The sequence below is a fragment of the Bacillus sp. M5A3_1b genome (assembly GCF_053345335.1).
In genome coordinates this window covers 971,401-990,317 of record NZ_JBKEZY010000001.1, presented here as the reverse complement: position 1 = coordinate 990,317, position 18,917 = coordinate 971,401, and the positions used below count along the sequence as shown (strand labels likewise).

23 protein-coding genes are annotated in these 18,917 nt (G+C 37.6%); 17 read left to right on the top strand and 6 right to left on the bottom strand.

The features are described 5' to 3' along the window. Positions 1-156 precede the first annotated feature (156 nt). A complete protein-coding gene (gene moaA, locus ACLBWW_RS05250) occupies positions 157-1,170 on the top strand; it encodes a GTP 3',8-cyclase MoaA (protein ID WP_048540778.1) in 1,014 nt (337 codons plus the stop codon). A gap of 16 nt (positions 1,171-1,186) precedes the next feature. Further along, positions 1,187-2,200, top strand: coding sequence for a molybdopterin-synthase adenylyltransferase MoeB (locus tag ACLBWW_RS05245; protein WP_048540776.1), 1,014 nt, complete (start codon positions 1,187-1,189; stop codon positions 2,198-2,200). 37 nt (positions 2,201-2,237) lie between these two features. Here ACLBWW_RS05245 and moaC read toward each other — a convergent pair whose 3' ends face one another. Beyond that, positions 2,238-2,723, bottom strand: a complete 486-nt coding sequence (moaC, locus tag ACLBWW_RS05240; protein ID WP_048540774.1) for a cyclic pyranopterin monophosphate synthase MoaC — start codon at positions 2,721-2,723, stop codon at positions 2,238-2,240. Between the two features lie 83 nt (positions 2,724-2,806). Between moaC and moeA the strand changes: the two genes are divergently transcribed. From moeA to ACLBWW_RS05205, 7 genes are all read left to right on the top strand, one after another. Continuing rightward, a complete protein-coding gene (moeA, locus tag ACLBWW_RS05235; protein ID WP_098221178.1) occupies positions 2,807-4,096 on the top strand; it encodes a molybdopterin molybdotransferase MoeA in 1,290 nt (429 codons plus the stop codon). After that, positions 4,066-4,581, top strand: a complete 516-nt coding sequence (gene mobB / locus ACLBWW_RS05230) for a molybdopterin-guanine dinucleotide biosynthesis protein B (protein ID WP_048540769.1) — start codon at positions 4,066-4,068, stop codon at positions 4,579-4,581. The genes moeA and mobB overlap by 31 nt, the downstream gene beginning before the upstream one ends. Then, on the top strand, positions 4,578-5,042 hold the full coding sequence (gene moaE, locus ACLBWW_RS05225) for a molybdopterin synthase catalytic subunit MoaE (protein ID WP_000185929.1): 465 nt from the start codon (positions 4,578-4,580) through the stop codon (positions 5,040-5,042). The genes mobB and moaE overlap by 4 nt, the downstream gene beginning before the upstream one ends. Before the next feature lie 2 nt (positions 5,043-5,044). Beyond that, a complete protein-coding gene (moaD, locus tag ACLBWW_RS05220) occupies positions 5,045-5,278 on the top strand; it encodes a molybdopterin converting factor subunit 1 (protein ID WP_048540766.1) in 234 nt (77 codons plus the stop codon). Between the two features lie 92 nt (positions 5,279-5,370). Then, positions 5,371-5,790, top strand: coding sequence for a DUF3888 domain-containing protein (locus ACLBWW_RS05215; RefSeq protein ID WP_048540764.1), 420 nt, complete (start codon positions 5,371-5,373; stop codon positions 5,788-5,790). 36 nt (positions 5,791-5,826) lie between these two features. Further along, positions 5,827-6,684, top strand: coding sequence for a glucose uptake protein GlcU (gene glcU / locus ACLBWW_RS05210; RefSeq protein ID WP_048540762.1), 858 nt, complete (start codon positions 5,827-5,829; stop codon positions 6,682-6,684). Positions 6,685-6,697: 13 nt separating this feature from the next. Then, complete coding sequence (locus ACLBWW_RS05205) at positions 6,698-7,483, top strand: glucose 1-dehydrogenase (RefSeq protein ID WP_048540760.1); 786 nt, start codon at positions 6,698-6,700, stop codon at positions 7,481-7,483. A gap of 72 nt (positions 7,484-7,555) precedes the next feature. Here the strand turns inward: ACLBWW_RS05205 and ACLBWW_RS05200 are convergent, their stop codons facing one another. Then, on the bottom strand, positions 7,556-8,050 hold the full coding sequence (locus tag ACLBWW_RS05200) for a CarD family transcriptional regulator (RefSeq protein ID WP_000451450.1): 495 nt from the start codon (positions 8,048-8,050) through the stop codon (positions 7,556-7,558). A 253-nt stretch (positions 8,051-8,303) separates the two neighbouring features. Between ACLBWW_RS05200 and ACLBWW_RS05195 the strand changes: the two genes are divergently transcribed. Then, positions 8,304-8,540, top strand: coding sequence for a DUF2553 family protein (locus ACLBWW_RS05195; RefSeq protein ID WP_000533808.1), 237 nt, complete (start codon positions 8,304-8,306; stop codon positions 8,538-8,540). Between the two features lies 1 nt (position 8,541). Next, positions 8,542-8,724 carry a sporulation protein Cse60 gene (locus ACLBWW_RS05190; protein WP_000621751.1) on the top strand — a complete coding sequence of 61 codons (183 nt, stop codon included), beginning with the start codon at positions 8,542-8,544 and terminating at the stop codon, positions 8,722-8,724. A gap of 34 nt (positions 8,725-8,758) precedes the next feature. On the opposite strand, the gene ACLBWW_RS05185 is transcribed toward ACLBWW_RS05190, so the two are convergent. Next, positions 8,759-8,986 carry a DUF3973 domain-containing protein gene (locus tag ACLBWW_RS05185; protein ID WP_000498995.1) on the bottom strand — a complete coding sequence of 76 codons (228 nt, stop codon included), beginning with the start codon at positions 8,984-8,986 and terminating at the stop codon, positions 8,759-8,761. 424 nt (positions 8,987-9,410) lie between these two features. Between ACLBWW_RS05185 and ACLBWW_RS05180 the strand changes: the two genes are divergently transcribed. After that, a complete protein-coding gene (locus tag ACLBWW_RS05180) occupies positions 9,411-9,842 on the top strand; it encodes an SRPBCC family protein (protein WP_048540758.1) in 432 nt (143 codons plus the stop codon). Continuing rightward, entirely contained in the window at positions 9,843-10,166 is a 324-nt protein-coding gene (locus ACLBWW_RS05175; protein ID WP_000098837.1) for an ArsR/SmtB family transcription factor, read from the top strand. A gap of 32 nt (positions 10,167-10,198) precedes the next feature. Here the strand turns inward: ACLBWW_RS05175 and ACLBWW_RS05170 are convergent, their stop codons facing one another. Together ACLBWW_RS05170 and ACLBWW_RS05165 are read right to left on the bottom strand one after the other, a co-directional pair. Then, positions 10,199-11,638 (bottom strand): MDR family MFS transporter, encoded by a 1,440-nt coding sequence (locus ACLBWW_RS05170; protein WP_447613924.1) that lies wholly within the window; start codon positions 11,636-11,638, stop codon positions 10,199-10,201. Between the two features lie 202 nt (positions 11,639-11,840). Then, positions 11,841-13,112: a BaiN/RdsA family NAD(P)/FAD-dependent oxidoreductase gene (locus ACLBWW_RS05165; RefSeq protein ID WP_000558876.1), complete on the bottom strand. Its 1,272-nt coding sequence runs from the start codon at positions 13,110-13,112 to the stop codon at positions 11,841-11,843. Positions 13,113-13,406: 294 nt separating this feature from the next. Between ACLBWW_RS05165 and ACLBWW_RS05160 the strand changes: the two genes are divergently transcribed. Together ACLBWW_RS05160 and ACLBWW_RS05155 are read left to right on the top strand one after the other, a co-directional pair. Beyond that, entirely contained in the window at positions 13,407-15,059 is a 1,653-nt protein-coding gene (locus ACLBWW_RS05160; protein WP_048540754.1) for a putative polysaccharide biosynthesis protein, read from the top strand. A 41-nt stretch (positions 15,060-15,100) separates the two neighbouring features. After that, entirely contained in the window at positions 15,101-15,829 is a 729-nt protein-coding gene (locus ACLBWW_RS05155) for a pseudouridine synthase (protein ID WP_048540752.1), read from the top strand. An 80-nt stretch (positions 15,830-15,909) separates the two neighbouring features. Here ACLBWW_RS05155 and ACLBWW_RS05150 read toward each other — a convergent pair whose 3' ends face one another. Further along, positions 15,910-16,131 (bottom strand): DeoR family transcriptional regulator, encoded by a 222-nt coding sequence (locus ACLBWW_RS05150; RefSeq protein ID WP_000805512.1) that lies wholly within the window; start codon positions 16,129-16,131, stop codon positions 15,910-15,912. A gap of 358 nt (positions 16,132-16,489) precedes the next feature. Between ACLBWW_RS05150 and pepV the strand changes: the two genes are divergently transcribed. Together pepV and thpR are read left to right on the top strand one after the other, a co-directional pair. After that, positions 16,490-17,896, top strand: a complete 1,407-nt coding sequence (pepV, locus tag ACLBWW_RS05145) for a dipeptidase PepV (protein ID WP_048540750.1) — start codon at positions 16,490-16,492, stop codon at positions 17,894-17,896. A 341-nt stretch (positions 17,897-18,237) separates the two neighbouring features. Continuing rightward, complete coding sequence (thpR, locus tag ACLBWW_RS05140; RefSeq protein WP_048540749.1) at positions 18,238-18,783, top strand: RNA 2',3'-cyclic phosphodiesterase; 546 nt, start codon at positions 18,238-18,240, stop codon at positions 18,781-18,783. Positions 18,784-18,917: the final 134 nt, after the last annotated feature.

Here is an 18,917-nt window from a genome sequence, read left to right as displayed (position 1 = left end):
GGCTTTTATGCTTCAAGGTTTTTTATCCCGTTATAAGTAGGTAGTCTAATTGGTTAGGAAAGTTTCACTTTATTCACTTGAGCAAAAACATCGCAGTTCGAAAATATATTATAATAGAATGAAAAGAGAGAAATTTGACAGAAAGGGAGGGTGGCGATGCAGGAGATGGTTACAGATTTTTTTGGACGCCCACTTCAAGATTTACGCATATCTGTCATTGATCGTTGCAATTTTAGATGTACATATTGTATGCCAGCGGAAGTTTTTGGGCCAGATTATGCTTTTTTGAAAGATGAGTTTTTACTGACGTTTGATGAAATTGAGCGTTTGGCAAAACTATTTGTTAGCATCGGTGTACGAAAAATTAGACTTACTGGTGGCGAGCCACTACTGCGTAAAGATTTAACAAAACTTATTGCTCGTCTCGTGAAAATTGAAGGGTTAGTAGATATAGGGTTAACGACAAATGCAATTCATTTAACGAAACAAGCAAAAGCATTAAAAGAAGCTGGATTACATAGAGTAAATGTTAGTTTGGATGCAATAGATGACGATGTATTTAAGGACATTAATGGCCGGAATATCAATACAAAACCTGTTATAAAGGGAATTATGGCTGCAAAAGAGTCCGGGCTTGATGTAAAGGTAAATATGGTTGTGAAAAAAGGGATGAATGAACATCAAGTACTTCCGATGGCTGCTTATTTTAAAGAGCAAGGAATCACACTTAGGTTTATTGAGTTTATGGATGTTGGTAGTACAAATGGATGGAACTTTGATCAAGTCGTTACAAAGCAAGAATTAATTGAAATGATTCATAGTGTGTATCCACTTGAGCCAGCTGAAGCGCATTATTTCGGTGAAGTTGCGAAGCGATATCGTTACGTTGGAACAAATATCGAAGTCGGTTTTATTACTTCTGTTTCAGAGTCATTTTGTTCCTCTTGTACGAGAGCAAGAATTTCGGCAGATGGAAAGTTTTATACTTGCTTATTTGCGACAGAAGGATTGGATGTAAGGGAACTTCTTAGAGGAAATCTTTCGGATGATGAGTTAGTAAGCGTTATACAAGATGTATGGATGAATAGAAAAGACAGGTATTCGGATGAACGGACAGAAGAAAGTGCAAAGAATCGTCCGAAAATTGAAATGTCTTATATAGGAGGATAAGAAAGGGGGCTATCGTATGCAGGAGCGATATTCAAGACAAATATTATTTTCTGGTGTTGGAGAAGAAGGTCAGAGAAAAATTAGAGAGAAGCATGTGCTTATTATCGGCGCTGGTGCTCTCGGGGCAGCGAATGCAGAAGCAATTGTTAGAGCAGGTGTTGGCAAAATAACAATTGCGGATCGTGATTATGTAGAATGGAGTAATTTACAAAGGCAACAATTATATACAGAAGAAGATGCAAAGCAATATAAACCAAAGGCGGTAGCAGCAGCAGAGCATTTACAAGCGATTAATTCTGAGGTGAAAATAAATCCGGTTGTGACTGATGTAACGGTGCAAGAAATGGAAGAGCTAGTGAATGATGTAGATTTAATATTAGATGCGACAGATAATTTTGAAACGCGTCTTCTTATTAATGATATTTCACAAAAGTATAATATTCCGTGGATATATGGTGGTTGTGTCGGAAGCTACGGAGTAACGTATACAATTTTACCAGGAAAAACACCGTGTTTCCGCTGTTTAATGGAACATCCAGCGAGCGGGGCAACATGTGATACGGCTGGTATTATACAGCCAGCCGTGCAATTAGTAGTTGCGCATCAAATAACGGAAGCGCTGAAAATATTAGTAGAAGACTATGGGGCACTTCGCGAAACGATGTTATCGTTTGATCTTTGGAATAATCAACAGATGGCATTTAAAGTGAATAGGCAGAAAAAAGACACATGTTTATCTTGCGGAAGATTACGTACATATCCGAGTTTAACATTTGAAGCACAAACGAAAACAGAAGTGTTATGTGGCCGAAATACAGTACAAATCCGTCCAGGTGTGCGGAATGAATTTAATTTAGAAGAAATTAAAAAGCGCTTACAAAGAAGTGTGGATGTAAAAGCTACTCCGTATTTATTATCATTTCCGGTGGAGGAATTTCGTTTTGTTTTATTTACAGATGGCAGGGCGTTCATTCATGGAACGAATGATATAAATATAGCAAAACGCTTATATGCAAGATATATAGGTTGAACCTAAAGGGAGCCCTTTAGGTTCAACGGAGAGAAGATTAAGACTTTCTCGTATAATCTCCACTTTTTCCACCTGTTTTTTCAAATAAGTACGTTTCGCCAATAATCATACCTTTATCAACAGCTTTGCACATATCGTACACAGTAAGAGCTGTAGCGGAAGCGGCTGTTAAAGCTTCCATTTCAACACCGGTGCTACCTTCTGTTTTAACTTTTACTTCAATAAGTAATCGATATTGTTCTTCGAATTGTTTCCAATCGAAAGAAACGTCAACACCTTTTAATAATAAAGGATGGCACATTGGGATAATATCAGAAGTGCGTTTCGCAGCCATAATACCTGCGATTTGTGCAACTGCTAATACGTCACCTTTCCCAATTTCATTGTGAGAGATTTTATCGTAAATTTCTTTTGTAACGACAATGCTAGAGCACGCAATTGCTGTTCGGACGGTTGCTTTTTTGTCACTTATATCAACCATCTTCGCGCGTCCTTGGTCATTAAAGTGTGTGAATGAAGACATGGAATTCCTCCTTGAAGTAATTTCTATTTAATATATAAAGTTTAATCGAGATAAAAAAAATTGCAAATATGAGGTGAGAAACGATGCTAGAAAAACGAATTCCAATTCAAGTTGCTGAGGCAGTAGAGAGAGTAATGGAATATGCGAAAAATGGTGAAGTAGAAGAGGTTTCTATTACGGAAAGTTACGGGAGAATTCTTGGCGAGGATGTTATCTCTGATCATGACGTTCCTCATTTCGATCGTTCTCCTTACGATGGTTTCGCGATTCGAGCAAAAGATACGAAAGAAGCAAATCAAGAGAATGCGATTGAGTTTGAAGTAATAGGAGAAATTGGGGCAGGATCTGTTTTTACAGAAGAAGTAGGACCTTTTCAGGCGGTTCGTATTATGACAGGAGCAGCTATTCCAGAGGGTTGTAATGCAGTCGTAATGCTAGAGCTGACGGAAGGTTTTGAGAAGAATGGAAAAACATATATGAAGGTAAAGCGTCCTTTTAATAGTGGTGACAATGTGTCGTTTAAAGGGGAAGATATAAAACGAAATCAAGTTCTCGTTAAGAAAGGTGTTGCAATCAATCCAGGTATTGCCGCCTTATTAGCGACGTTTGGATATAGTACTGTGAAAGTTGTAAAACAGCCTATTGTTGGTATCCTGACGACAGGAAGCGAATTGTTAGAAGTACACGAGTCGTTACAACCGGGGAAAATTAGAAATAGTAACTCGTATATGATTGCAGCTCAAATTATGAAAGCCGGAGGGAAAGTGCGTTATTATGGCCAACTTGCTGACGAGTTAGATGCATGTTTTGCAGCTGTTCGATCGGCGATGGATGAGGTTGATATTTTAATTACGACAGGCGGTGTGTCGGTAGGAGATTATGACTACTTGCCAGCTATTTATGAAAGATTACAGGCGAATGTACTCTTTAATAAAATAGCGATGAGACCAGGAAGTGTAACGACAGTAGCTGAAGTTGATGGAAAGTTACTTTTCGGTTTATCAGGAAATCCGTCAGCTTGCTACGTAGGCTTTGAGCTATTTGTGCATCCGGTTATAAAAACATATTTGTATGCGAAAGAACCCCACGTATATAGAGCGGATGCTATTTTACAAAAAGATTTTCCGAAGCCAAATCCGTTTACTCGTTTTGTAAGAGCAAACGTGACAATCGTAGACGGGGCATTACAAGCGATGCCGGTCGGTTTAGATAAATCGAGTGCGGTCTCTTCACTCGCCGATGCGAATGCTTTTATTGTGTTGCCTGGAGGAACGAGAGGATTTGAAGCAGGGATGAAAGTATCTGTATTATTGTTAGAGCACGACGAGGGATGTGATTGGCCATGGGCAAAGCCCCTTCAATCTTACAAATAGTAGGATATCAAAATAGCGGAAAAACAACGCTTATTGAAAAAATTGTATATGCATTAGCTGAACGAAACATGAAAGTTTCTACAATTAAACATCACGGGCACGGAGGTTTTCCAGAAGTAGCGCAAAAAGATAGTGAAAGGCACCGAAAAGCTGGTGCTGTTGTCAGTAGTGTAGAAGGCGATGGATTACTTTCACTGTCGTCATTAAGAGAGGAATGGTCCTTGCAAGAAATTATTCGCTTATATGAGTTTTTTGAAGTGGATACAATTTTAATAGAGGGCTATAAAAAAGAGAGCTATCCGAAAGTAGTATTACTTCGTTCTGCGGAAGACGTTGAACTTTTACATAAAGTAGAAAATATAGTAGCGGTTATTACGTGGCATGATGCACCTGCAAACTTACGAGAAGAATATAAAGTATTTCATATAACAGAAGAAGAGTTGTATATAGACTGGTTTATACAAACGGTAAGGAGTACGAAATGACAAATACGTATTATGAAGTAATTGATACAGAAATCTCGATTGAAGAGGTAGCGAAGAAGGTTATTCGCCGCGAATGTGGTGCTGTTACAACATTTATTGGAACGGTTAGGGAGTTTACGAAAGGGCGTCGTACATTATACTTAGAATATGTCGCTTATAAAACGATGGCAGAAAAGATGCTAGAGAAAATTGGCTCAGAAGTGAAAGAGAAGTGGCCAGGTACACACGTTGCGATTACACATCGCATCGGTACACTGCAAATTTCTGATATCGCGGTTGTTGTTGCTGTTTCAACACCGCATCGTAAAGCGGCCTATGAGGCGAATGAATACATTATGGAACGCATAAAACAAATTGTTCCGATTTGGAAAAAGGAGTTTTGGGAAGATGGAGACTCATGGATTGGTGATCAATTAGAAAAAACACCATATCCGGCGGGAGAGCCTGGGAAGGAGCTATAAGTATGATTCGAGTATTATTATTTGCGCACTTGCAAGAAGAAGCAGGAACAAGTGAATTACAAATAGAGAAAGAAAATATTACGGTTGCAGAGTTAAAAGATGTTGTTGCTAAAGAATATAATGTACCAGTGACAGCATCAACTATGGTTGCGATTAATGAAGAATACGCAAATGAAGATGATACGATCCGAGGTGGTGATGTTGTTGCACTAATCCCACCAGTGAGCGGTGGTTAATATTGGATTCATTAAAACGACTTTCCTACATAGGGAAGTCGTTTTTTTATGGAAGTTTTGCGAACACTAACTTATAGAACAAGGAGGGTGTTATGAAAAAAATATGTGTAGTTATTACAATGCTATGTGCAATCTTTTTCTCTTCTCCAAGTGATTCTTTTGCGAAAGAATCGAGGGAGCAGCTGTTAGAGAGTGCATTATCAAATAGGTACTATTCAGTTATTAGACAAGTGACAGAAGATCAGTATGAATGTGCTTCCGTTATAAATATAAAACGTCTCGGTAAGAACGGTGAGTTCGTTCCTAGATTTGAAATTACGCTACAATTTCTTACGTTCCAAGGTGCACATAATCCGCCGAATGATAAAGTTACACTTATTTTGGAAGATTATTTAGATCACGTAAAAATAAAGAAGGTGGAGCGAGAAAAGAATGTTTCTGGTGCTATTGCAGAAAAAGTTTGTGAACGGGAAAAAGAAAAAATAAAAGCTCACTCTAATGATTCAGAGTGATAACTTATGACATTTAGTAAAGAAAGGTAATGAGCGATGGACATACTTTTAGCGATTTTACCGGCTATATTTTGGGGAAGTATTGTGCTATTTAACGTGAAACTGGGCGGGGGACCGTATAGTCAAACGCTCGGTACAACGTTTGGGGCACTTATTTTCTCGATTGTTGTTTATATTTTTATGAAGCCAGTATTAACTCCTACTGTTATTGGAGTTGGAATTGTGTCAGGTTTATTTTGGGCACTTGGTCAGGCGAATCAATTAAAAAGTATTGATTTAATGGGTGTTTCGAGAACGATGCCCATTTCAACAGGACTGCAATTAGTTGCGACGACTTTATTTGGAGTCATCGTATTTCATGAGTGGTCCACGACTATATCGGTCGTCCTTGGCGTTTTGGCTCTTGTTTGTATTATTATCGGTGTTATTTTAACATCACTTCAAAGTGAAGAAGAAAAGAGTGCAGAGCAGGCGGGGAATTTTAAAAGGGGCATTATCATTTTATTGATTTCAACAGTCGGTTATTTAGTTTACGTAGTAGTGATTAGGCTATTTAACGTAGATGGTTGGTCAGCTTTATTGCCACAAGCAGTTGGTATGGTGTTAGGGGGCGTTTTGCTTACGTTTAAACATCATCCATTTAATAAATATGCACTACGAAATATTATCCCAGGATTAATTTGGGCAGCTGGAAATATGTTTTTATTCATTTCGCAGCCGCGTGTTGGAGTGGCAACAAGTTTTTCGCTATCGCAAATGGGAATTATTATTTCAACGCTTGGCGGGATTCTTATATTAGGTGAAAGAAAAACGAAACGCCAATTAACGGGGATTGTTGTAGGTATCGTTTTTATTATCGCAGCCGGAATAATGTTAGGTGTTGCAAAAAGTTAAAGGGGGTATTGAAATGTATAGTGATTTAGAAGGAAAAGTTGTCGTTATTACAGGATCAGCAACTGGTCTTGGAAGAGCGATGGGAGTACGGTTTGCTCAGGAGAAAGCAAAAGTAGTAATTAACTATCGCTCACGAGAGTCAGAAGCGCATGATGTATTAGAAGAAATTAAAAAAGTAGGCGGAGAAGCGATTGCTGTAAAAGGTGATGTGACAGTTGAATCTGATGTCGTGAACCTCATTCAATCTGCTGTGAAAGAGTTTGGTACGCTTGACGTTATGATTAATAATGCAGGGATAGAAAACGCGGTCCCGTCGCATGAAATGCCGTTAGAGGATTGGAATAAAGTAATCAATACAAATTTAACAGGTGCTTTTTTAGGAAGCCGTGAAGCGATTAAATATTTTGTAGAACATGATATTAAAGGTTCTGTTATTAATATGTCGAGTGTTCATGAGAAAATTCCGTGGCCACTATTCGTGCACTATGCGGCGAGTAAGGGTGGTATTAAACTGATGACAGAAACGTTAGCGTTAGAATATGCACCAAAAGGTATTCGAGTAAATAATATTGGGCCAGGTGCAATAAATACGCCAATTAATGCAGAAAAGTTTGCTGATCCTAAAAAACGTGCTGACGTAGAAAGTATGATACCGATGGGCTACATTGGAAAGCCGGAAGAAATTGCAGCAGTCGCAACGTGGCTCGCTTCATCAGAAGCGAGTTACGTAACTGGAATTACGTTATTTGCAGATGGTGGAATGACTTTATACCCGTCGTTTCAAGCAGGTCGCGGGTAATATAAAAGGACAAAGAGGTTTATCTCTTTGTCCTTTTTTCTGAAAAAAAAATAGCGGTCGGCTATTTTAAATTTAATGATTAATTGTATCTTGAAGAAATTCTGTTGCTTGATGTTCAGAAACATTTTGCACAAGTGCAACTTCGCTAATCATCATTTTGCGTGCATTATCTAGCATTTGTTTTTCGCTCGCATTTAATGCTCTCTCTTTATTACGGCGAAGTAAATCGCGAACAACTTCTGCGCTATCTTGCAGATTGCCGTTTTTCATTTTTTCCATATTCATTGTATATCTCTGTTTCCAGGAAAGTGATGTGTCTGATTCCCCGTTTTGAAATTCAAGAAGTATAACATCTAACGTACCTTTATCTACGATATAACGAATACCTGATTTTTGTAATTGATCCATAGGAAGCATTATTTGCATGTCTTTACTAATGATACGTATCACACAATATTGACGTGTTGTTCCTAATATTTCTTTCTCTTCAATGGCTTCGATGACTCCTGCGCCGTTCATTGGATAAACGATTTTATCGCCAATTTGAAACAAATCATCCACCTCCATATGTGGTAACCACTTTTAATGATAGCACAAGTAAACAAAAATGTCAAATTTTATATAATACCATAATGTTAATATTATAGTCAATAAGTAAAAACTCTTTTTTATATATATTTTTTGCTTTTACTTATTGATGATTTTTTTGAAAAATAGTACAGGCGAAGAAAGAAGGCATATCCACTTATTTTTAAGCATAAAATGTAAAATCGCTAATACAATATACCTAAATCCGTTCTTTGCAAGGGAGGGAGAGAAGGTGGGGCGCACAATAAGAATTGATATTACAAATAAAGTTGTAGCTAAATTTAGACCGGATTATTTGGAATTATATACGAGTAAATTTATGATAGGTAAGTTTTATGTCTATACTGAAGGTAAACAATATGTGTTAGAAGACGGATATATATATGAAGACGGAAAATTTTATCGCATCATAGATACGCACCGTGGCAATAATCAAGCGGCGGAGGGCTGCGATCTAGGATGGTGTTAACATGATTCGTGTAAAAGTGTTTGATGAAAGTCACGAAAAAGACTTAGAAGACGCTGTAAATGTTTTTTTGAAAAAGATTGATGATAGTAATTTTGTAGATATTAAGTACCAAGTCGGTGTTTCTATTAATGATGACGAAAACCAAATTTATTGTTTTTCAGCAATGATCGTTTATAAAGCATAAAAAAGAGCTGGGTGAGCCAGCTCTTTTTTATGCTTTATGTTGGGACAACATGTGTCGGTAATACGTTCATAATAGATTGAGTTGTGCCTAATTTCTTTTTCGCTAAAAGAGGCTCCCCTGTTTCATGGTTTTGGGCATCTGTACACATACCAAGGTGATAACGATCACCTAAAAATGGATCGATATAAAAACCGTTTTTGAATACTTTATCATTCGGATGTTTTTCATGATGAATATCAGAGCAGTTAATGCAATAGAACATAGCTTTCATCCCCTTTTTATTTTTGTTTGAAAAAAGTGAGTCGGTAGTCATTTAGCTCCTAAGGAAATGTTGAGGAGAAGAGAAATAACTACCTACTCAAATGGTGGGCATATTCCTTCTGATTTTTCATATCTCGCGTAGTGTCCCTGAGGGAAGGAGGAGAGACGAAATACGCATGATATACGTAAGGCACTTCTTTCAAGATGAATGATGGAGTTTCATGTTGAGAGAAGTTTTTATTTTTTGTTGCCTTTGTGAGTATATTATGAGGGAATGCTCAGAGGGTGTTTGTCCTGTTGAAAAAATGTTGAGAATTTCTCAACAATAAAAAATAACTAGCGTTGACATGAAACTAAAAGGTGTTATATTATCAAAATATAACCAAAAGGTGTTATATTTAATTGCCGAATAAAGGAGAATGAAAATGGAACAACAAAATACATTAACTGATATTAAACAAACGATCGTTTTTAACGCGTCTATTCAAAAAGTATGGAATGTAGTATCAACTGCAGAAGGGATTGCGTCATGGTTTATGCCGAATGATTTTGTATTAGAGGTAGGACATGAATTTCGTGTGCAATCACCATTTGGCCCATCACCATGTAAAGTGTTAGAAATTGATGAACCAAACCATCTATCTTTCTCATGGGATACAGATGGCTGGGTCGTTTCATTTCATCTGAAAGACCTAGGAGATAATAAAACAGAATTTACGTTAATTCACGGCGGCTGGAAACATCCTGATGAAATTCTTCCGAAAGCGAATGCGAAGAGCTCTATTATTCGCGATAGAATGAGTGGCGGCTGGGTAGCGATTGTAAATGAAAAACTGAAAAAGGTTGTTGAAGGCTAAGTGTCTTCATCAGCAGCGAAATATGATGTATTTCAAGCAATTGCTGATCCAACCCGCCGAGAAGTAATACGGTTATTAAGTGATAAAGAGTTACCGATTTCCAAAATAACGGATCATTTTCCGATGAGTCGTACTGCGGTTGTAAAGCACCTTCATATTCTTTCGGAAGCGAATTTAGTAAGCGGAAGAAAAAGCGGAAGAGAGAAGATATATCGTTTGCATCCAGAACCATTAGAGGAATTACAACAGTGGCTCTCATATTATGAACGTTTTTGGGATAATAAATTATCTATGCTGAAACATATTGTGGAGAATGAAGAGTAAAAAGAGGATGACCAAAATGGTCATCCTCTTTATTATTGCTCATTTGTTTGAGTAGCTGGTTTTAATAAAATCCAAGCGATAATTAGTGTAAATACTGCTAATACGAAAGTACTCATGTAAATGACGTGTACACTTGATGCTAATGCGGATTGCGATTCGGTTACTACGTTTGCTGTAGTTCCTCCGTGTCCGCCGCCAGATACAAGATCAAGGTTTTGAATACCGCGTGCATGAATCATCGTATTAAAGATTGTGCCAAAGATTGCAGCACCTAACGTTTGACTAAATGTATTAATAAATGTGTTTAAACCAACGGCTGTTCCGCGTGTATGAGCTGGTACGGCTGCTTGAATTGTTACCATATAAATAGGTGTCACAAGCCCCATTCCTAATCCGAATAATCCGACTGCTACATAAATAAGGAACGATGGTGAATTTGTTGATAATGTAAATAATAAGAACGTAGCGACTGATAAAATGCTAGCTCCAAGTAAAATGATTTGTTTCGTTTTTAATTTGCCTACTAAGTTACCAGAGAAAATAGCGCCAAATGTCCACATAACAGGGATTGGCATTAAAATAAGTCCGGCTTCTGTCGCATTTTTTCCTAATACACCTTGGCTCCAAATTGGAAGGTACATTGTAATACTAATGATCATTGCGCCAGCAATGAGCGTTAATATGTTTATTGTAGATAATGTACGGTTAGAGAAAAGTGCTAGCGGAATTAATGGTTCCGGAGATTTTTTCTCAATGAATAAGAAAATAATGAATGAAACGACGGCAAAGATTAATAGGCCGATAATTGTTATGTCGCCCCAGTTTTGCTTACTGCTACCTGTTAATAATGCATATAGTAGAGCGATCATACTTAATGAGAAGACTGTTGCACCAAGATAGTCGATATGGTGTTTAGCGGGCTTAATAGATTCTTTGTAGTAAATGGCGATCATTAAGCAAGCGATAATTCCAAATGGGACGTTTAAGAAGAAAATATAACGCCAAGATAGAGAATCAACTAAAAATCCACCGACTAACGGTCCGATAACACCCGATACACCCCAAACGGCACTCATCCAACCTTGTGCTTTCGCGCGGTCTCTCGCTTCGCTATATAAGTCTCCAATAATCGTCATTGTGATCGGCATAACAGCACCAGCACCTATACCTTGAAGAGCACGGAAGAAGATTAATTGTTCCATTGATGTAACGACTCCGCAAAGCGCAGAACCGATTAAGAAGATTGTAGCTCCGATGAGTAAAACTTTTTTACGGCCGAATAAATCAGCTAACTTTCCGTATATTGGAGTCGAAACAGCTGTTGCAAGCATATAAATTGCATATACCCAACTAACAAGTTCGACGCCTGACAAATCACTCGTTATACGAGGGATCGCTGTACTAACAATCGTTCCTTCTACCGCAGAAAGAAACGTCATTAGCATTAAAGACATCATGACTTTTTTTCTCATATTTTTTCCCCTTACCCTTTTTTAAATATTCAACAATATAAAATATAAAGGTACTAAGGTATATAAAGCAACAAAAAAGCAATGGGAAGTCAGGAGGAGCGTATATTTATCGTTCCTTGTCGGTAAGTCGATATATTTAAGAAAACGCCGATATAATTTCATATACCTATAAAAAAAGAAACAGGAAGCCCTGTTTCTTTTTTTAATATTGCATTTTTGCGTTTTCTCCAGCTGTTGTTCCGGCAATTCTACCAGTAACGAGAGCAGATGTAATATTATAGCCGCCAGTATAACCGTGAATATCAAGAACTTCTCCGCAGAAATATACGCCGTTCGTGAATTTAGAAGACATTTCTTTCGGGTTAATTTCTTTAACGGATACACCGCCGCCAGTAACGAATGCTTTTTCAATTGACTGCGTACCATTTACATTCACAGTAAACTCTTTAAAGTCTTTCACAAGTGCACGAATCTTCTCGTGAGAAACTTGTCCAGCTTGTTCGCTGCCATCAATTTCATTCTTTTCTAATAAGAATAGGAAGTAACGTTCAGGAACATAACCTTTTAATACATTTTTAATTCCTTTTTTCGGATCTTCTTTCATTTGTTTCAGCATGCGCTGGAATAGTTGTTCACTATTTTCTTCTGGCAATGCATCGATACTCATTTGAATCGTATTCGTTTTAAACTTTTTCAGTGCTTTCACGACGAATTGGCTACAACGAAGAGCGGCAGGACCAGATAGGCCGAAATGAGTGAAGAGCATGTCCATTTTGTGAGAAATGATAGCTTTTCCTTTCGGGTTTAATACGCTTAAGTTAACATCGCGTAAAGCAAGACCTTGTAAGGAGCGATCACGAATAAATGGTTCGTTTGAAAGGATGGGTACTTCTGTTGGGAATAGCTCTGTAATTGTATGCCCAGCTTTTTCAGCCCAAGCGTATCCGTCTCCAGTAGAGCCAGTTTGAGGAACGGATTTTCCGCCAACAGCGATAACGACATGATTCGTTTCTAACACTTCGCCAGTTTGCAGTACGACTGCTTTCGTTTGACCGTTCTCATATTCAATTGTTTCAACGGGTGTATTCGTACGGATTTTTACACCTAAGTCTTTTAATCGTGTTAAAAGTGCGTCTACTACTGATTGTGCTTTATTTGATACAGGGAACATGCGACCATGATCTTCTTCTTTTAGTTGCACGCCAAGCTTTTCGAAGAATGTAATAATATCTTCATTATTGAAAATAGAAAAAGCGCTGTATAAGAAGCGACCGTTTCCTGGTATATGTTTAACGATCTCATCAAGTGGTAGACGGTTCGTTACGTTACAACGACCACCACCAGAAATCGCAAGTTTACGCCCTAGTTTATTTCCTTTATCAAGAAGTAAGACACTTGCGCCTTCTTCTGCAGCACCGATTGCAGCCATTAGCCCAGAAGGCCCGCCACCGATGACAATAACATCATAATGCATAATATATCGACCTCATTTTCTACATTTCCTGCCTAAAAGAATAGCATGTTTTCCCTTAAAAGAAAAATAGAGTGAAGTACTGCTTAAGGAGAGAATTGTGGTACAATACAAAAGTTAGAGTTCAGCACTATCCTGCTATTTGTGGGTAAGAAGACTAAAACCTTAAGATGTAAGAGAAATAAAAAGGGAGTTTGGTAGCCCGTAAATGCTTGAATAGTTCAACTAATAATCAGTGGGGAAGAACACTCACACTGATTAAAGTTTCACTTTATGTAGATGTAGGAGGATTTTTGTATGTCCGATTCGAAATTTCTGCGCGGAACGCTTATTGTTACGTTAGGGACATTTTTAGTAAAGTTCTTAGGCATGATTTACGTCTTTCCGTTTCATGCATTAGTAGGTACAGAAGGCGGAACGCTCTATACATATGGATACATTCCATATACGATCTTTTTAAGTATTGCAACGGCAGGGGTGCCGCTTGCTGTTTCCAAATTTGTTTCCAAATATAATGCGCTTGGCGATTATAAAACGAGCCGGAGAATGTTCCGCTCGGGAATGGTTATGATGATAGTAACAGGAGTTCTTTCGTTCCTAGTTCTATACATGACAGCGCCACTGTTTGCAGAAGCAATGCTTGGTAAACAAAGTGTACACAGTAATGTAGAAGAAGTTACGACGATTATTCGTCTTGTAAGTTTTGCGCTTATTGTTGTACCAGCAGCGAGTTTAATTCGTGGTTATTTCCAAGGTCACCAATCGATGGGACCGACTACTGTTTCGCAAATTATTGAACAAATTATTCGTATCGTCTTTTTATTAGCGGGTAGTTTTATCGTTATTAAAGTACTTGGCGGTACAGTTGCAACAGCAGTTGGGGTAGCGACATTTGCTGCGTTCGTTTCAGCAGTTGGAGCGCTCGGTGTACTCATTTGGTACTGGTTAAAACGTAAAAAACATTTGGATCAATATTTAATTGAACAAACTGTACCAGAATCGACAGTGAGTACGGTTCAATTATTTAAAGAATTATTTGCATATGCGATTCCTTACGTTGTAATTGGGTTAACAATTCCTTTATATCAACAAATTGATACATTGACATTTAACTCAATTATGCAAGCGATTGGCCAAGGGGATATCGCAGAGCGAGCGCTTGGTATTTTCACAATGTGGACGCATAAATTAATTATGATTCCTGTATCGCTTGCAACAGCGTTTAGTTTAACGCTTGTACCAGCGATTACAAAATCATTTACTGAAAAACAATACCGTTATTTAAAGTTACAAATTACACAAACATTCCAGGCAAATATGTTCTTAACATTGCCAGCAGTTGTCGGTATTTCAACACTTGCATATCCAATCTATACTGCGTTCTATGACTCAGATCCACTAGGTGGACAAGTATTAATGTGGTATGCACCGGTTGCGTTGTTATTCGCTTTATTTACAGTAACAGCAGCAATTCTGCAAGGAATCAATCAACAAAAACATGCGATTGTCGCGCTTATTATGGGTGTTATTTTGAAATTCGTATGTAACGTAATCTTTATTCGTTATTTCGGTACAGTTGGAGCGATTTTAGCAACTGCAGTCGGATTCTTAGCTTCCGTATGGTATACGAATCGACAAATCAAAAAACATGTACACTATTCATTTGGTGTTGTATATAAGAGAACTTTCCAAATTGCAGTATTAACACTTGTAATGGTCATTGCTGTAAAGTTATCACAATGGACTCTGTCCTTCATGATCTCACCTGATGGCCGAATGGGTGCTCTTATTACAGTTGTGGTTTGTGCAGGTATTGGTGGTCTTGTGTATGGATTGTTAGCAATTCGCACAGGAGTACTTGAACGAGTATTTGGCGGAGAAGCGTTAGAGAAAATCCAACGTAAACTTGGCAATAGATTCAAAATAAAGTTGAAATCAAAAGGGGCGTAATTACGTCCCCTTTTCTATGATAAACAAAGAAGGTGAAAAACGTGAGATTAGATAAATTATTAGCAAATATGGGATATGGAAGTAGAAAAGAAGTAAAGAAATTATTGAAAGACGGCGTTGTAAAAATTGATGGAACGCCAGTGAAAGATGCGAAGGTTCATGTAAATGTAGAAGAGCAAGAAGTTATGATTCACGGAGAAGTTGTGGAATATAAAGAGTTTGTTTATTTAATGTTGCATAAACCACAAGGCGTTATTTCAGCGACAGAAGATGATAATCATGAAACGGTAATAGATTTATTAGAGTTAGAAGATGCAATCTTTGATCCGTTCCCAGTTGGACGACTTGATATAGATACGGAAGGTTTCTTATTGATAACAAATGACGGGAAGTTATCACATCAATTGTTATCTCCGAAAAAGCATGTGCCGAAAAAATATTATGCACACATTGCAGGAGTAGTAACAGAAGAGGATGTAAAAGAGTTTGCTAAAGGTGTTATTTTAGATGATGGCTATGAAACAAAGCCAGGTGCACTTACAATATTAAAAAGCGATGAGATTTCTGAAATCGAGCTTGTAATTACAGAAGGAAAGTTCCATCAAGTGAAGCGTATGTTTGAAGCGGTAGGGAAAAAAGTAGTCTACCTAAAGAGAACAGAGATGGGACCATTAGTATTAGATGAAGAGCTAGAACTTGGACAATACCGAGAGCTATCAGATGAAGAAGTAGAAATGTTAAAAACATATCAAGTAGATACTGAGAAATAGTGCTGTTTTTGGCGCAGAAAAGACCCCTTTCTAATGAGTTAGAAAGGGGTATGTATTTATTTACATACAATTATTTTTCGTTATGAGGTCATTCTCACTTTCTTTCCTGTTGTTGTCCACTTACCGCGGCAAGGGCTATACACGAGTTCATTAAACTGCAACACATTTAGATCACGTTGTATCGTTCGCGGTGTGATCCCGAACTCATCTACAAGGTCTTTCGTCGTTACCGTTCCGTTTTCATTGATGTACATATAAATTGATTTAATGCGTGTTAGCATACGAGTAGTTGTAGGTTTCAAGAGAAAACCACTCCTCTACTAGTTTTTTTGACCCCATTCAGGAAAGAAGGTCGTTACTACCATTGTACTCTACATGATAAAATTCATGCTTTAATCTACTTAAATTTTACAGAAATTTAACAAATATTCATATAGAAAAATATTGGTAGTTGACATTGTATATATGGTCAGTCAACTAACACATAAAATTCTACGTAAAACGCCAAATTCCTGCAAATTTTTTTTAGAAAAATAAAAGAAAAACTAATAAGAAATATCTGAAATATTACAATTGTTAGGTATTTGAGTTTCGTATATGGCATAAGAGATTTCGGTTTGTTATGATGAAAGAAACAATATAGTGAAGGATGGATGCGTGATGTCAGCGATTAATTGGACAGAAGAAGTTGCAAAACGAAAAGATGATTTAATTCGTGATACACAACAATTTTTACAAATTAAAAGTGTATGGGAAGAAGAATCAGCGAAAGAGGGCGCACCATTCGGTGAAGGTGTAGAAAAAGCTTTATCTTTCATGTTACATAAAGGAGAAACGGAAGGTTTTGCTTCTAAAAATTTAGAAGGGTATGCAGGTCATCTTGAAATGGGACAAGGAGAAGAGTTAGTAGGTATTCTTTGTCACGTTGATGTTGTACCAGAAGGAGATGGCTGGACGACTCCCGCATATAGTGCAGATATTCGCGATGGAAAGATTTTTGCACGTGGTGCAATTGACGATAAAGGCCCAACGATGGCAGCTTATTATGCGATGAAAATTGTGAAAGAATTAGGTTTGCCTCTTTCAAAACGCGTTCGCATGATTTTAGGAACAGATGAGGAAAGCAATTGGAAATGTGTAGATCACTACTTTAAAAACGAAGAAATGCCAACAATCGGTTTTGCGCCAGACGCGGATTTTCCAATTATTAATGCAGAAAAAGGAATTTCTGATATACAAGTTGTGCAAAGTGGTAGTGAAGAAAAGAAAGGTACATATGAACTTGTTTCATTTGAATCAGGTCGCCGTTTAAATATGGTTCCTGATTTTGCAGAAGCGATTATTACAGGAGAAGATGTAAATGCACTTACAGTAGCATATGAAGAGTATTTACAAACTGCTAAAAAAATAGGCGAAGCAATTGTAGAAGGTAATACGGTGACGTTGCAAATTAAAGGGATTTCAGCTCACGGATCTACTCCAGAGAAGGGTGAGAATGCAGGTTTATTACTGGCAAACTTCTTAACTACAGTTGCTCTTGATGGAAAAGGGTCTTCATTTGCATCGTTTGTAACAGAAACATTTACAGGAGATATTTTAGGAGAGAAAGCAGGTATTTCTTATAAAGACGATATTAGCGGACCGTTAACTGTGAATGTTGGTCGCCTTTCTTATACGAAAGAGAATGGTGGTAATTTAGGATTAAATGTACGTTACCCAGTTACGACTAACTTTGACGAAATGATTGCAAAGTTAAAAGAATACGTTGGTAATCATGGATTTAAAGTGGCGGATTATTCAAACTCTCGCCCGCATCATGTTGATAAAGACCACGTGTTAATTCGTACGTTGCAGCGCGTATATGAAGAACAAACAGGAGAAAAAGCAGAACTATTAGCAATCGGCGGTGGTACTTACGCTCGTTCATTGAAAGCTGGCGTTGCGTTTGGTCCGTTGTTCCCTGGAAAAGAAGAACTTGCGCATCAAAAAGACGAATACATTGAAATTGAAGACTTATTAAAAGCAACAGCAATTTACGCGCAAGCAATTCATGAATTAGCGAAGTAATGGATATATAAATAAGAAGAGGCCGTCCCGATACATATTTTGGGACGGTTTTCTGTTACGTATAGGTTGCTTTTCTTATCGTATTTAGTTGTTAAGTCGATATCCTTTGTGGAGATTTCGATATAATTTCATTTATCCCGCATTAACGGACAGTAAGACCCCCACCTTAAAATTTAGCGAAAGCGAAGAAGTTAGGTGGGGATCAACTGCCCGTAAAAGCCCGATTAGTTGAACTTTATTAACGCGACCCTAACTTGGTTAGACTTGTAGGGAAGTTTGATTCTTATTAATTGAATGAGATAAGAAAGAAAAGCAACAATAGAAAGAAGGAGAAGATGTACATGGAGCCGCATTATTTTGTCGCGATTACGTTACCGAATCATATAAAAGAAGTGCTGTCTAACTATAAAGAGGAAATGCAGGAGGAATTACCATTTCGTTCATGGGTACATAAAGAAGACTACCATATTACCCTTTCATTTTTAGGTAGTGCAACAGAGGAACAATTAGAAGGAATAAAGAATGGATTACAAACAATTACAGAAATGAAAGAACTATCGTTCACATTACAAGGATTTTCTACGTTCGGTATGGAAGATAGGCCGCGTATTTTTTGGTCGAAGGTAAGCGAGAATTACGATTTGCTTCAATTACAAAAGCAAGTGCACGCTATGTGTGAAGGGAATGGATTTTCTTTAGAAGCGCGCCCGTATCATCCGCATATTACTGTTGCTCGTAAATGGGTAGGAGAAGAGAAGTTCGATTTAGAACATATAAAGGAAGTGCCTGAAATATCATTTCAAGCGGATACGATTACTTTATACGAATCTCACGTGAAGGAGACACCGAAGTATAAAGCGATTGCTGAAATAAAATTACAAAAATAGAATGTATGAAAACGTTTTTTATACAGGTGAATATACTATAGAGAATAATGAGTTACTGTATAGGGCTTCGATGATAAGAAAAGTCTTATCATTTGCAGCTCGTTTCATCCCTCTATTTGCGGGCAGTAAGACTC

Excerpts from the sequence above, each read along its gene's own strand:
- ACLBWW_RS05185 (WP_000498995.1), bottom strand. The coding sequence starts at position 8,986 with ATGTTCTATTGCATTAACTGCTCTGATATTCATCATGAAAAACATCCG.
- moaD (WP_048540766.1), top strand. The coding sequence starts at position 5,045 with ATGATTCGAGTATTATTATTTGCGCACTTGCAAGAAGAAGCAGGAACA.
- glcU (WP_048540762.1), top strand. The coding sequence starts at position 5,827 with ATGGACATACTTTTAGCGATTTTACCGGCTATATTTTGGGGAAGTATT.
- pepV (WP_048540750.1), top strand. The coding sequence starts at position 16,490 with ATGTCAGCGATTAATTGGACAGAAGAAGTTGCAAAACGAAAAGATGAT.
- ACLBWW_RS05165 (WP_000558876.1), bottom strand. The coding sequence starts at position 13,112 with ATGCATTATGATGTTATTGTCATCGGTGGCGGGCCTTCTGGGCTAATG.
- ACLBWW_RS05205 (WP_048540760.1), top strand. The coding sequence starts at position 6,698 with ATGTATAGTGATTTAGAAGGAAAAGTTGTCGTTATTACAGGATCAGCA.
- ACLBWW_RS05170 (WP_447613924.1), bottom strand. The coding sequence starts at position 11,638 with ATGAGAAAAAAAGTCATGATGTCTTTAATGCTAATGACGTTTCTTTCT.
- moaE (WP_000185929.1), top strand. The coding sequence starts at position 4,578 with ATGACAAATACGTATTATGAAGTAATTGATACAGAAATCTCGATTGAA.
- thpR (WP_048540749.1), top strand. The coding sequence starts at position 18,238 with ATGGAGCCGCATTATTTTGTCGCGATTACGTTACCGAATCATATAAAA.
- mobB (WP_048540769.1), top strand. The coding sequence starts at position 4,066 with ATGGGCAAAGCCCCTTCAATCTTACAAATAGTAGGATATCAAAATAGC.
- moaC (WP_048540774.1), bottom strand. The coding sequence starts at position 2,723 with ATGTCTTCATTCACACACTTTAATGACCAAGGACGCGCGAAGATGGTT.
- ACLBWW_RS05190 (WP_000621751.1), top strand. The coding sequence starts at position 8,542 with ATGATTCGTGTAAAAGTGTTTGATGAAAGTCACGAAAAAGACTTAGAA.
- ACLBWW_RS05180 (WP_048540758.1), top strand. The coding sequence starts at position 9,411 with ATGGAACAACAAAATACATTAACTGATATTAAACAAACGATCGTTTTT.
- moaA (WP_048540778.1), top strand. The coding sequence starts at position 157 with ATGCAGGAGATGGTTACAGATTTTTTTGGACGCCCACTTCAAGATTTA.
- ACLBWW_RS05200 (WP_000451450.1), bottom strand. The coding sequence starts at position 8,050 with ATGGAGGTGGATGATTTGTTTCAAATTGGCGATAAAATCGTTTATCCA.
- ACLBWW_RS05160 (WP_048540754.1), top strand. The coding sequence starts at position 13,407 with ATGTCCGATTCGAAATTTCTGCGCGGAACGCTTATTGTTACGTTAGGG.
- ACLBWW_RS05245 (WP_048540776.1), top strand. The coding sequence starts at position 1,187 with ATGCAGGAGCGATATTCAAGACAAATATTATTTTCTGGTGTTGGAGAA.
- moeA (WP_098221178.1), top strand. The coding sequence starts at position 2,807 with ATGCTAGAAAAACGAATTCCAATTCAAGTTGCTGAGGCAGTAGAGAGA.
- ACLBWW_RS05215 (WP_048540764.1), top strand. The coding sequence starts at position 5,371 with ATGAAAAAAATATGTGTAGTTATTACAATGCTATGTGCAATCTTTTTC.